Here is a 12,096-nt window from a genome sequence, read left to right on the forward strand (position 1 = left end):
GGTCGGGCCGTCACCGGCGGGGGAACCGGCCGACGTCGGGGCGCGGGCGGTAGGGGCCAGCGAACGTGAGGTCGCGGGCGAGGAGGACGTAGAACCGGTAGCCCGGGGAGACCTTGATCGTGGGCTGGACGTCGAGCTGGCGCTTGATGACCTCGGTGGCCACGCGCGAGAGCTCGATGGCCACCTGGCGCGAGGCGACCTCCTGCGGGGACGGCGCGCCGCCGAACACCTCCTGGTCGGGCGACGCCAGCTCGACGCCGACGCCGACGGCGGCGAGCATGACGGCCGAGCCGAAGAGCCGGGCGTAGTGGCGGTCGACCTCGTCGGTGAGGCCCGAGTAGCCCTGGAGGTCGACGCCGGGGAGCCCCGGCAGCTCGACCGACGAGCCGTCCGGGAACAGCATCCGGCTCCACGCGACGAGCGCCCGCCCCTGGCCGTAGGCGATCTGGTCGTCGTACTCGCCGACGAGCCGGGTCCCGGCCGGGATCAACACGTCGCGCTGGGCGCCCGAGTCGTAGACGTTCCGGGTCACCTGCGCGATGACCGTGCCGGGCAAGTCCGAGTTCATCCCGGTCACGAGCGCGGCGGGGACGACCGACCCGGCCCGGAGCGTGAGCGCGCGCGCGGCCGTCGGGCGGACGACGGCGCCGTACTGGGAGCCCCCGGAGCCGGACCGCGACGTCCGGTCCAGGAACGCGGAGCGGGTCCCGGGACCGGCGGGGAGGCCGGCGGTGGGCGCGGCGGTGGGTGCGGCGGCCGGGGGGGGCGCCGCTGCCGGCGCCGCGGCGCCGGGGCCGTACCCGGGCGGCGGGCTCGTGGGGAACAGCTCCGCGACCTCCTTCATGTACGCCATCTCGGCCGCGTACTCCGGGTTCTGCTCGGCGAACGCCGGGTCGGCCGTCGGCGCTCGGGGGGCGCCCGTTTGGGAGGAACCGACGAGGAGCGGCGAGGCCACGGCCCGCTCGAAGGCGTCGCGGGACGGGTCCGTAGGACGGGCCGGCGTGGGCGGGGCGCCGGCCGCGACGGGCGGCGGCGAGTACGGCTGGGTCGTGGCGTAGTCGGGGCCGCTCGCGGGGTAGGAGCCCGTCGCGTACGGGTCCCCCCCGTACGGGTCCGGACCGTACGGTCCGGCGGGAGCCCCAGCGACGGGGACGGTGGGGTCGGCCGCCATGTCGCCGTAGTAGTCCGCCGTCTGCTCGTCGATGTAGGCTCCGGGAGGCGACGTGGGGGGCGGGGCCTGCGCTACCACGTCGACCTCGTCGTCGCCCGCGAACATGAGTAGGAGGAGGCAGAAGACCGTCCCCACGATGGCGAGCCCGGCCAGCACGACCTTCCGGTCCAAGCCGACCGGCGTCGTCCGGCCGTCCGTGGCCGGGTCGAGCACGTCGGCGGGAGCGGCCTCGGCCGACGTGGCCGCCGTGCGTGGGGGCTCCCCCGCCCCGGTCGGCCCGTGTCCGGCGGCCCCGTTGGAGGGCGAGACCACGCCGGACGGCGGTCCGTAGGTGGCCCCCCCGACGGGGGCGCGTGGGGTGGAGTCGGTGTCGGGATCGGTGTAGGACATGGGGGCGCCGCTGACGGCCGGGTAGAGGGTTAGTCGTCGAGGTGGAGGATCCGGGCCGATCGCTCGACCTGCGTCTTGCCGCCGAGGCCGAAGAGCCCCGTGCGCACCGTCGTCCCGAGGGCGAGCTCGAAGACGCCCGCCGTCCGGTCGGCGACGTAGGTGCCCTCGCTGTAGGCGTAGTTCAGGATCTCGCGGTCACCGCTCGGCCCCTGGACGTAGAGGACCGGGACCACCCCACCCCGGAGGCGCTCGGGGTCGAGCTGGACGTAGGTGTGGACGCCGTCGTCGAACACGCGCGCCACGAGCTCCGTGATCTCGCGGTCGCCGACGACGCGGTAGTCGAAGTCGATCTCGTCGAGCGAAGCGAGGTCGCCGGGCGGGCGCTCGGGCTCCACGGGACGCGCGGCCTGCGCGGCCGCGACGCTCGCGGCGAGCGCGTCGTCGGGGTAGTAGAACCGGATATGCCGGGCGTAGCGCGGCTGGGGGTTCTCGCCGCGCCGCCCCGCGCGCGGCGACGGGGCGGCGTCGAGCGTGACGTGGTAGACCCGGCGGTCGGTCGAGATCACCAGGTTCGTGGTCACGTCGTAGGCCAGCGGCTTGACGACGACGAGCGGGACGGCCCCGCCGGCCCCCGTCTGCGTCTGCTCGATGGCGAACCGCTCGGTGTCGCCGGCGACGACGCCGAGGACGACCTCGTCCGCCTCGAGCTCGATGATCGAGGCCCGGAGGGGGGCCGCGGCCAGGACCGGCTGGCTGTGGCCGTACGGGAACGTCATGACCGTCGACTGGCGGAGCACGCCGGCCCGCCCGGTCCGCTCGTACTCGCGGACGAGCTCGCCCAGCGCCTCCTCCATCTGGGCCGGCGTGACGACGACGGCCCCGTCCGTGAACCCGTCGCCGACCGGGCGGCCGTCGGGACCCGGCGCGGCGACGGTGGCCGCCTGGCCGTCGGCGAGCGACACGGTGAGCGCGCCGTTCGGCGACGAGTCTTGGGCGTGGGCGAGGCCGGGGGCGAGGGCGAGGGCGAGGGCGAGGGCGGTCGGGCGCGGGAGGAGGCGGGTCATGGGTTCGGGGGGGGGCGTAACCGTCGGCGGTCGGGGAACGGGGCGGGGTCAGCGGGGGTCGGGGGAGTCGCCGCCGAAGAGGGGGGCGGCGTTGTAGTCCCGGCCGGTCGTGGCCTGGCCGGCCGCCTGGGTCCGGCGGGCGACGACGGCGCTGTAGGCGAGCCCGAAGGCCCGGCCGGCGTCGGCCGCGTCGAGCCGGCCGTCGAGGTCGCGCCGGCCGTCCTTGGCGTCGGCGACGTAGGCGTCGTAGACGTCGACGCACGCCCCGCGGCGGCCGACGACGGCGCCGTCGAGGAGCGCCCCGAGGCAGATCTCGGCGGCGTCGAGGTAGGTGGCCGTCCGGTCGCCCTGCTCGGCGAGCCAGTAGGCCGGGCCGACGCCGGGGACGCGGGCGCACGGCTCGGACGGGGCGGCCTCGACGCAGGCCGCCAGGCGCACGACCGGCTCGGCACGGGGTACGGCGTCGCCGCGGTTGCAGCCGCCGGCGAACGCGACGGTCGCGAGGACGGCGCCGACCGACGCGAGCAGCGCGTCGCGGAGCGTGAGCGTGTAGGGGGGGCCTTCGGGGGACCGGCGGGGGAGCTTCATGGGTCGGAGGGGTTGGGCGCCCTGTGGCCCCGCCCCCCAGGGGGCGGGGCCGTTGGTGGGAGGGCTAGAAAATGCCGGTCGCGTTGTAGTCCCGGCCGGTCATGGCCGAGGCGCTCTGGAGCGTCCGGGCCTTCGCCGTCCGGCCGACGTCGACCACGTAGGCCCGCCGCGCGGCGGCGGAGGCCTGGGCGCGGGCGGCCTGGTCGATCTGGAGCAGCGTGGCCTGGCGGAGGAGCTGGGACTCCTGGACCGCGTAGGCCTCGATGGTCCCCTGGGCCTCGGCCACCTGCTGCGCCGTCGTCGCCGACGTCAGCTGGCGCTGGAACGCGGCCAAGTCGGGCCTCGCGGCCCGGATCTGGACCGCGTGCTCGCGGATCGACCGGAGCGTCCCGAGCGCGCCGCCGAGCTCGCCCTCGGTCCACGACGCCGCGGTCGCGGCGGTCGCGGTCGGGTCGGCCCCTCGGTAGAACGCGTCGAAGTCGCCGACGAGCGACGACGAGTTGTACGCCACGTTCGTGGCCGAGAGCAGGGTCCGGTCGACGGCGTCGACGAACCCGGTCACGTCGCGGAGGTTGTAGCTCCGGAGCTTCTGGACGTTCTGGACGAACGCGTTGACCTGGGCCCTCTGCGCCTGGAGCTGCTGGACGATCTGACGGCCGTTCCACACGCTCTTGGCGATGTGGGCCGGGTCGATGACGGCCCACTGCGCCTTCGCCTCCTGGTTCGGGGCCAGGAGGAGGAGGCCGAGCGGGACGAGGAGCCATCGGGCCCGGTGAGTGGACCGTGGGCGGGCGGCCTTCGGGGGCCGCGGGGGGGGGAGAGAGTGCCTGTGCATGGTGCTAGGGCTGTGGGTCAGGGGGCCGGCGACGCCGGCCCGGGGGTGACGTCGGCGCGAGTCGCCGGCGCCCGGCCGGGCGCCCCCCCCCCGTGGGGCGGGGTGCCCGGTCCGCTGGGTGGCCCCGCGACCGCGCCGTCGCCGGCGGCGGCCCACGCGGGGGCCAAGCCGTCGGCCTCGGCGGGGAGCCCGGCGAGGCGGAGCCAGTCGACGGGCCACGACGGGCCGCGCTCGGCGGCCAGCCGCGCCGCCTCGCGGACGGTCTCGTCGGCGGAGCGGCCGGGGAGCGCCGTGAGCACGGCGAGCTCGACCGGGGACAGGGCGAGGTCGAACATCCGCGCGCCCGACGGCGAGCGGAAGTAGTAGTCCCGCTTCTTGCGCGCCTTCGAGAGCCGGTCGACCTCGGCCCGGTTCAGCCCGAGCCACGTGTAGAGCGCGGCCGTGTCGGGCTCGGCGGCGTCGGGGTTGGGGAGGAAGATCCGGGTCGGGCAGCTCTCGACGATGAGCTGCGCGTTCTTGACGGCGGGGTCGCGGAACTGGGCCGGGGAGTGGGCCACGATGACCACGGCCGCGTTCCGCTTGCGGAGCGTGAGGAGCCACTGGCGGAGCCGGTCGGCGAACCGGCCGTGCATGAGCGCGGCCCAGGCCTCCTCGATGACGATGAGCGTGGGCGAGCCGTCGAGGCCCTCCTCGACGCGGCGGAACAGGTACATCAAGGCCGGCACGAGCACGCGGTCGGACATCCCGACGAGGTGCGAGAGCTCGACGACCTGGTGGCGGACGCCCTCCGCCCCGCCGGGTCCGGTGGAGGACCCGAACGAGTCGCGGTCGGCGTCGAAGATCTTGCCGTAGTCGCCCTCCAGCGTGTACGGCCGGAGGAGCGAGCGGAGCCGCTCGCTCCCGAGGTTGGCCATGAGGGCCGTGAGGGTCCGGAGCTCGGGGGGGTTCTGGGCCAGGAGCCCGACGGCGTGGGTGAGCCGGCCGCGCTCCTCGGGGGTCAGCGCCTCGCCCTGGAGCTCGACGAGCGACTCGACCCAGTCGACGGCCCACGTCCGGACGTCGGGGCGGTCGACGTCGCGGAGCGGCTGCATCTGGACGGGGTTCCGGGCCGCGAGCGGGCCGGCCAGGTCGTAGTGCGCCGCGCCCATCGCGCGGCCGGAGACGTAGTGGCTGTAGCCGACGTCGAACGTCACCGTCCGCGCGCGCTCGTACCGGCGCCACTGCGCGAGGAGGAGGCCGACGAGCACGGACTTGCCCGCGCCCGTGGACCCGACGATGAGCGTGTGGCCGACGTCGCCCTCGTGGAGCGCGAGGCGGAACGGGGTCGACCCGTCCGTCTTGGCCCACAGGAGCGGGGGGGTGTCCGGGGGGAACAGTTGGGAGGGGACGGCCTCGGGGCCGCCCCAGGGGGCCGTCAGCGGGAGGACGTCGACGACGTTCTCCGTCGTGAGGAGCGGCCGGCGGAGGTTGGGGTGGCCGTGGCCGGGGAGCGTGCCGAGCAGGGCGTCGACGGCGTTCACGTCCTCGACGCGGCCCGTGAACCCGAGGTCGCGGACGGCCTTGAGGAGCGCCCCGGCCCGGTCGTCGGCGGACCGCGCGTCGTCGGCCATCACGACGGCGCCGACGGTGAGGAACCCGAACCGGACCTCGCCGCCCGAGTTGACCGCGCGGGCGGCGCCGGCGTCGTGGACCATCGCCGTGGCGTTCCCGTCCTGGAAGGCCAGATCCATCTCGGTGTCCTCCCGTTTCTCCTTCGAGGCCATGTCCTTGGCCCAGTCGCCGGCGCCGCGCCGCTTCTGGAACCACCCGAGCTGGCTCTTCCCGATCACCTTCGTGGCCGTGGCCGGCGAGAGCGGGAGGAACCGGACGCTCCAGCGGTACGGGAAGGGGAGCCGTAGGGCGGGGTCGGCGAGCCCGGGCGTCGTCGCGTTGGGGTAGCCCTGGACGGCGACGACGCGGACGTGCTTCTGGCCCACGCGCGGCTCGTACCCGCCGACGAACGTCTGGTCCGAGAGGGCGTAGTCGAGGTAGGCCCCGTGGCCCGGTACGCCGACGGCGTGGGGGAGCCCGGTGAGGCACTCGTGGAGGTGGCGGAGGAGGCCCGCGCTCCCGAGCCGCTCGACGCGCATGGACGCCGAGAGCCGGTCGCGGACGGCTCCGAGGTCGCGCTCGAACTGGCCCACGAGCCGGTCCCACACGTCGGAGGGCGTCCCGGCCCCGCGGCCCTTGACGACCCTCTGCTGGAGCCGCCCGGCGAGGGCCGAGGGCGGCGTGTAGGTCACGGCGAGGACGGCGTCGGTCTCGTAGTGCTCGCCGACGGCCGTGTACCGGTCGCGGCGGGCGCCGTCGAGGGCCGCGCTCACGGGGTCGGGGAAGTGGCACCGCTCGGGCGGGGCGTACCCGACCGCGCTCCGGCGGACGGCGTCGGCGTGGACCATCCACCCGTCGCCGAGCGAGGCGAGGGCGGTGTTCGCGTGGGCGGCCAGGTTGGCGACCTCGGACGCCGTCGACGAGGCGAGGTCCCGGCCCCGGACCCGCCAGCCGGCGAGGAACGACCCGTCCTTCATGAGGACGACGCCCTCGCCGACCAGGAACCCCCAGCCCAAGAGGTCCGAGAGGCCCCGGGGGGTCTTCTGGTTCTCGCGGAGCCGGCCGAGGCCGGCGGCCCCGATGGCGCCCGCGGTGAGTCCGGCGGCGGCGGCGAGTAGGCTCATGGTGTGGACCGTTTGGGGGGGGTGGTGGGACGGTCGGGGCTACTTGCCGGGGACGGCCCGGGCCGGCTTCCGGGAGCCCGTATGGGCTGGGGGGAGCGGGTCGTAGGCGTCGGCCTGCATGAGGGCGCGGGCGGCGAACTGGGGCAGGAGCGCGTCGACGTCCGAGAGCCTCTTCATGAGCGGGTGGACCCCGAGCACGACGGCGACGACGATGGCGACGCTCGCGACCGAGACGCCGAGGAGGTAGACGAGGCAGACGACGAGCGTGACCTCGAGGACCAAGAAGCTCCGGTCGACCCCGGCGTAGAGGGGGACACGGACGAGCGACTGGTGGACCGGGCGCTCCGGGAGGCGTTCGGGCGGGGGGGGCATGGGAGGGGCTGAGGGGCGATGGGTGGCCCCGCTAAGCGGGGACGGGGGGGGGGTGGGGCCGGAGCCCCACCCCTGGGGCGTCCTGGGGGGGCGCCTAGAAGGCGGCGCCGGAGATCCCGAGCGTCGCGGCGAACGACGCCGCGCCGATGGCGACGCCGAGGCCCATGACGACCTGGGCGATCCGCTTGACGCCCTCCTCGTTCTTCGTGAAGGCCCAGATGATGCCGCCCGCGGCCAGCGCGATCACCGCGACGAGCCGGATCGTGTTGCCGGTGAGCGCGTCGGCGACAATCTGGAGCGGTCCGTCCCACGGCATGGCCGCGCCGCCGGAGGCGGCGGCGTCGCCGCACACGACGAGGCCGACCGCGAGGGCGATGAGGCCCCGGAAGAGCGCCCGGTTACGGGCGTCGCGGTCCTGCGTGGAGTCCTTCATGGAGGGGGAGAGAGTGTTCATGAGAGCTACCCGTGAGGGCTGGTGGTGCCGGGCGTCCCCGGCGGGGGGTGGAGGACGCGCCGGACCGTTGGTGGCCCGAGGCCGTAGCGGTCCAGCGCGTGGGCGGGCGTCCCCGGTTGGGAGGTCAGGTGGGGTGGAGCACGTAGCGCTCGCCGTCGTGGCCGCCGACGCGGACGAGCTCGCGGACGCGGCGGCCCTCGTTGCCGCCCTGGATCACGACGACGACCCCGACGGCCTCGGCCACGAGCTCGTGCTGGGGGGGGACCTGGGCGCGCATGGCGAGCCGGTTGAGCCGGCGGAGCGCGCCGCGGGCGTCGGTCGCGTGGACCGTCGCGCACCCGCCGGGGTGGCCGGTCGCCCAGGCGTCGAGGAGGTGGAGCGCGGCCTCGTCGCGGACCTCGCCCACGACGATCCGGTCCGGCGTGCACCGGAGCGTGAACCGGACGAGGTCGGAGAGCGAGACGTCGTCGGACGTCCGGAGCTGGAGGTGGTCCTCGGCCCGGCACTGGAGCTCGCCCGTGTCCTCGAGCACGACGACCCGCTCGCGGGGGTACTGCTCGCTCATCTCCAGCAAGACCGCGTTACAGAGCGTGGTCTTGCCCGAGCCCGTCCCGCCGCAGACGAGGATGTTCTGGTGGTCGCCGACGGCGTCCTTGACGGCCTGGCACTGGGCGGCCGTCATCGTCCCGTGCTCGACGTAGCTGTCGAGCGCGAACACGAGCCGGGCCGGCTTGCGGATCACGAAGCAGGCGCGGGGCACGACGGGGGCGATGAACCCCTGGAGCCGGGCGCCCCCGAACGTCTCGACCGGGAGCTCGGCCTGGACCGAGGGGGCCGTCGGGCCGAGGCGGTCGCCCCGGAGGGCGGCGACGGCGTTCAGGAACTGCTCGACCTGCTCCCCCTGAAGGGTCGCGCCGAGGGACACCTTGCCGCGCGAGTGGGTGTCGGCGCGGAGCACGGCGTCGCCGGCGTTGACGTAGACCTCGGTGACGTCGTCGTCGGCGAAGGCTTCCAGGACGTCGGGGCCGAGGTACCGCTCCATGAGGGTGCGGTAGCGGGCCTCCTTCTCGTCCGTAGCGTTCTCGGGGGGCGTAGTCGTCACGGGGGGCGGAGCGGGGCGAGCGGGCCGACCGGACAGGGGGGCCTCATTTCGCGTAGGGCGGAGGACCGGCCCCAAACCGGACACGCCCCGGCCACTTTTTTTTGCGGCCCCCTTACGAGCCCCCTCAGCCCCTCTCGGTCGCCGTGCGGAGCACGCCCCGTGCGCGGTCGATCGTGGACGGCCGGGCCGCCCCGCCCGGGGCCGACTCGGCCGCACGGAGGACGGGGCCGAGGACGCCGACGGCCTCGGAGGGGCGGCCCGCCGCCAGGAGCGCGTCGGCCCGGGCGACGGTCGCCGTGAGGAGGGCGCCGAGCGAGAGGCCCACCGACGGCGTGAGGGCCTGGGCGAGCTCGACCGCCCGCTCCGAGCGGTCGAGGGCGCCGGCCACGTCGCCCACCGCTCGGTCGAGGTCCGCGAGCGCGGCGTAGGCCCGCGACGTGGGCCGGGGCTCGGCGCCCTGGCCGACGGTGACGGCGCGTTCGAGCGCGGACCGGGCTTCGGCCGAGCGGCCCGCCTCCACGAACGCCCATCCTTGGGCCGCGAGCACGGCCCCGAGGAGCCCGTCGTCGCCGAGGGCCTCGGCCCCCCGGACGACGGCGTAGAACTGGGCGTCGGGGTCCGCCCCGCGCTCGGCCGCGAGCGCCGCGCTCGCGGCCCGCGCCCGCACGGTCCTGGGGTCGCCCTCGCCGAAGTGGAGCGCGAGCACCGAGGTGGCTCGCTCGGCGGCGTCGAGGGCCGGCCCGAGCTCGCCGTCCCGGCGGAGGGCCTCGGCCCCCGTGGTGAGCCCGAACGCCACGGTCTCGGCCCAGGGGCCGGTCCGCCGGGCCATCCCGGGGGCGCCGCCGGACGACACGAGGGGGGCGACCGCCCGCCGAGCCCGGGCGGCCGCGGGGCCGTAGGCGGCCCGGGCCATGAGGGCGACGGCCGCGACCACCCCGGCCCTCGCTCGTGTGAGGGCCGGTCCGTCCTCGCCCGCGACGTCCGGGAAGGCGGCGTCGGACGACCCCGCCCGTTCCTGGACCCGGCGGAACCGCCGGGCCTCCCCCCGGGGGTCGGACCCGGCGACGGCGAGGGCGGCCTCGGCCGAGGCCAGGACGTCCGCGGCGCGGACGGGGTCGCCGGCGAGGACGAGGTAGAGCGCGAGGTCGACGGCGACGGCGGCGGCCACGGCGCTCCGGGGGCCGTACCGGGAACGGGCGAGGGCGAGCGCCTGCTCCGCGTGCTCGGCCGCCCGGCGGGCCTGGGACGCCGACCCGGTCCCGATGGGACCGGCCGCGCACCGGGCTTGGCCCCGGTACCCGGCGACCGCCACGGGGTGGTCGGGGTCCGTCGCCGACCGGAGCAGGACGGCCCGGCCGTAGAGGGGGACGGCCTCCCCGCAAGCGCCCCGAGCGGCGAGCTGGTCCGCGATGGCGAGGGCGAGGTCGGCCTCCGCTTCCGGGGCGTCGCGGAGGCCGTCGCGCGCGGCCTCAGCGGCTCCGACGAGGAACTCCCGGCCCTCCGGACCAGCCGGGAGCTGGGACCGGACGACGTCGGTGGCCACCGCGACTACCTGGTCCTGGGCGGCCGAGGCCGCCTCGGCCGACGACCGCCAGCGCCGGTCGGTGAGGGCGAGGGCGACGACGAAGGTGAAGACGGCGAGGGCGGCGGCGGCGAGCCCGACGCGCCGGCCGCCGAACCAGAGGGCGGCCGGTGCCCAGCCCCGACCGGCCCCGGCCGGAGACCGCCCCCCGAGGACGCGTCGGACGTCGCGGAGGAGGTCGTCGGCCGAGGCGTAGCGGCGGCCCGGGTCGGGGTCGATGGCCCGCTCCACGACCGTGTCGATGGCCCACGCCTCGCCCCGCCCCACGCCGAGGTCCACGGAGGCCGACGGGGCTCCGCGCCGTTCCCGGACGTCGACCGGCCTCTCGCCCGTCATGAGTTCGTAGAGGACGAGCCCGAGGGCGAACACGTCGGTCCCCGTCGTGGACCGGCCGCCCCGTTGTTCCGGGGCGGCGTAGGCCGGGGTCGCCGGGGCGACCCCGGCTCCTGTCAGCCCGCCGCCCGCCGGGCCGCGGGCCGAGTCGGTGAGCGGCTTCGCGACGCCGAAGTCGAGGAGGTGGACGCGGAGGCGGCCGTCCTCCTCGGACGCGAACACGTTCGACGGCTTGACGTCGCGGTGGACCACGCCGCGGCGGTGGACGTAGCGGACGGCGTCGCAGAGGAGCGCGAAGAGCTCGAGGCGCCGGACGGTCCCGAGCGACCGGGACCGGGCGAACGCCGTGATCGGCACGCCGTGCACGAGCTCCATCGCGAAGTAGGGGCGGCCGTCGGGGGTGGAGCCCGAGTCCAGGAGCGTCGGGACCGCCTCGTGGTCGAGCGGGGCGAGCAGCGCCTGCTCACGCGCGAACCGACGGGCGTCGTCGGGGTCCTCCGACGAGAGGACCTTGACGGCGGCCTTCTGAGCGAGCACGGGGTCCTCGGCCGCGAACACGACGGCCGTCCCGCCCTCGCCGACCCGGCGGCGGACGACGAACCTCCCGAGCGGCGTCCCGTTCGGGAGCGCCACGTGACCGCGCCGGGGTCGGGGGGCGGGCGGGGGGGGCTCGGCCGCGAACAGGACGAGGACCCCCCGTTTGACAGGGCCGTCGGGGAGCGCGTCGACGGCCGCCTCGCGGTCCCCCTCCGGGAGGGCGTAGACGGCGTCGAAGGCGTCCTCTACGGCGTCCCACTCGTTCTCCAGCCACGGGTCCGTCGTTGCTGTTGGAGTCGACATGGGCGGGCTGGTTGTCGGCGCGCGGAGGCCCGGCTTCAGTCGAGGGTCCGGCCGGCCGGGCCGCCGTCGACGAGGTGGGCGAGGAGCCCCCGGGCCTTGACGGAGTCGCGGCGGACGGTCCGTGCGGTGACGCCGAGGGACTGGGCGGCCTCCTCCTCGCTCAGGCCGAGCTCGTAGCGGAGGCGGACGACGTCGCGGAGGCGGGGGCTGACCGCCTCGAGGCGGTCGAGGGCCAGCCGGAGGTCGAGCCCGTCGGCGGCCCGGCCCTCGTGCTCGGGGTCCACGTTGATCTCGTCGAGGGGCGTCCGGTCGTCGCGGACGAGCCGCCCCCACCGCTTGAGCGCGTTGCGGCCCCTCGCCCGGTCCACAGCGACCCGGCCCATCTCCCGGCACACGGCGCCCTGGTGGGCCGTGGGGTCGGAGAGCACGTCGGTCCCCGCGCGGAGGAGGGCCTCGTGGACCAGGCCGGTCGCCCCGACCGTGAGCGCGTGCTCGTTCCGGTGGAGGCCGCCGGCGATCCGGCGGAGCCGGTCGTAGACGTTCCCGCTCCCGCCCTGCTTCGCCGCCCTCGCGACGGGACAGGGGGTGCTCCCGGGGCGGCCTTTGATCCGCGTCGTCGCGTCGAGGTCTCCAGTGCGGCTCATTCGTCCT

Annotated in this window: 10 protein-coding genes; all 10 read right to left on the minus strand. The window is 76.3% G+C overall.

Features of this window, described 5'->3' with window-relative positions:
- Window positions 1–10 precede the first annotated feature (10 nt).
- A complete protein-coding gene (locus tag RQM47_RS16240; RefSeq protein WP_314009673.1) occupies window positions 11–1,561 on the minus strand; it encodes a TrbI/VirB10 family protein in 1,551 nt (516 codons plus the stop codon).
- 29 nt (window positions 1,562–1,590) lie between these two features.
- Window positions 1,591–2,625 carry a TrbG/VirB9 family P-type conjugative transfer protein gene (locus RQM47_RS16245; protein WP_314009675.1) on the minus strand — a complete coding sequence of 345 codons (1,035 nt, stop codon included), beginning with the start codon at window positions 2,623–2,625 and terminating at the stop codon, window positions 1,591–1,593.
- Window positions 2,626–2,673: 48 nt separating this feature from the next.
- Window positions 2,674–3,213, minus strand: a complete 540-nt coding sequence (locus RQM47_RS16250) for a hypothetical protein (protein ID WP_314009677.1) — start codon at window positions 3,211–3,213, stop codon at window positions 2,674–2,676.
- A gap of 64 nt (window positions 3,214–3,277) precedes the next feature.
- Window positions 3,278–4,048, minus strand: coding sequence for a hypothetical protein (locus RQM47_RS16255; protein WP_314009679.1), 771 nt, complete (start codon window positions 4,046–4,048; stop codon window positions 3,278–3,280).
- 17 nt (window positions 4,049–4,065) lie between these two features.
- Window positions 4,066–6,762: a hypothetical protein gene (locus RQM47_RS16260; protein ID WP_314009681.1), complete on the minus strand. Its 2,697-nt coding sequence runs from the start codon at window positions 6,760–6,762 to the stop codon at window positions 4,066–4,068.
- A gap of 39 nt (window positions 6,763–6,801) precedes the next feature.
- Window positions 6,802–7,134: a VirB3 family type IV secretion system protein gene (locus RQM47_RS16265; RefSeq protein WP_314009682.1), complete on the minus strand. Its 333-nt coding sequence runs from the start codon at window positions 7,132–7,134 to the stop codon at window positions 6,802–6,804.
- A gap of 94 nt (window positions 7,135–7,228) precedes the next feature.
- Window positions 7,229–7,567 (minus strand): TrbC/VirB2 family protein, encoded by a 339-nt coding sequence (locus RQM47_RS16270; RefSeq protein WP_314009684.1) that lies wholly within the window; start codon window positions 7,565–7,567, stop codon window positions 7,229–7,231.
- A gap of 145 nt (window positions 7,568–7,712) precedes the next feature.
- Window positions 7,713–8,690, minus strand: coding sequence for a P-type conjugative transfer ATPase TrbB (gene trbB / locus RQM47_RS16275; protein ID WP_314009686.1), 978 nt, complete (start codon window positions 8,688–8,690; stop codon window positions 7,713–7,715).
- 124 nt (window positions 8,691–8,814) lie between these two features.
- Complete coding sequence (locus tag RQM47_RS16280; protein WP_314009688.1) at window positions 8,815–11,445, minus strand: serine/threonine-protein kinase; 2,631 nt, start codon at window positions 11,443–11,445, stop codon at window positions 8,815–8,817.
- A 35-nt stretch (window positions 11,446–11,480) separates the two neighbouring features.
- A complete protein-coding gene (locus tag RQM47_RS16285; RefSeq protein WP_314009689.1) occupies window positions 11,481–12,089 on the minus strand; it encodes an ECF-type sigma factor in 609 nt (202 codons plus the stop codon).
- Window positions 12,090–12,096 lie beyond the last annotated feature (7 nt).

Source organism: Rubrivirga sp. S365, from assembly GCF_032248475.1.
Classification (GTDB): Bacteria; Bacteroidota; Rhodothermia; order Rhodothermales; family Rubricoccaceae; genus Rubrivirga; species Rubrivirga litoralis.

What these genes read in the sequence shown, in the direction of transcription:
- RQM47_RS16270 (WP_314009684.1), bottom strand. Translation starts at nt 7,567, where the DNA reads ATGAAGGACTCCACGCAGGACCGCGACGCCCGTAACCGGGCGCTCTTC.
- RQM47_RS16280 (WP_314009688.1), bottom strand. Translation starts at nt 11,445, where the DNA reads ATGTCGACTCCAACAGCAACGACGGACCCGTGGCTGGAGAACGAGTGG.
- RQM47_RS16260 (WP_314009681.1), bottom strand. Translation starts at nt 6,762, where the DNA reads ATGAGCCTACTCGCCGCCGCCGCCGGACTCACCGCGGGCGCCATCGGG.
- RQM47_RS16265 (WP_314009682.1), bottom strand. Translation starts at nt 7,134, where the DNA reads ATGCCCCCCCCGCCCGAACGCCTCCCGGAGCGCCCGGTCCACCAGTCG.
- RQM47_RS16285 (WP_314009689.1), bottom strand. Translation starts at nt 12,089, where the DNA reads ATGAGCCGCACTGGAGACCTCGACGCGACGACGCGGATCAAAGGCCGC.
- RQM47_RS16250 (WP_314009677.1), bottom strand. Translation starts at nt 3,213, where the DNA reads ATGAAGCTCCCCCGCCGGTCCCCCGAAGGCCCCCCCTACACGCTCACG.
- RQM47_RS16240 (WP_314009673.1), bottom strand. Translation starts at nt 1,561, where the DNA reads ATGTCCTACACCGATCCCGACACCGACTCCACCCCACGCGCCCCCGTC.
- RQM47_RS16245 (WP_314009675.1), bottom strand. Translation starts at nt 2,625, where the DNA reads ATGACCCGCCTCCTCCCGCGCCCGACCGCCCTCGCCCTCGCCCTCGCC.
- RQM47_RS16255 (WP_314009679.1), bottom strand. Translation starts at nt 4,048, where the DNA reads ATGCACAGGCACTCTCTCCCCCCCCCGCGGCCCCCGAAGGCCGCCCGC.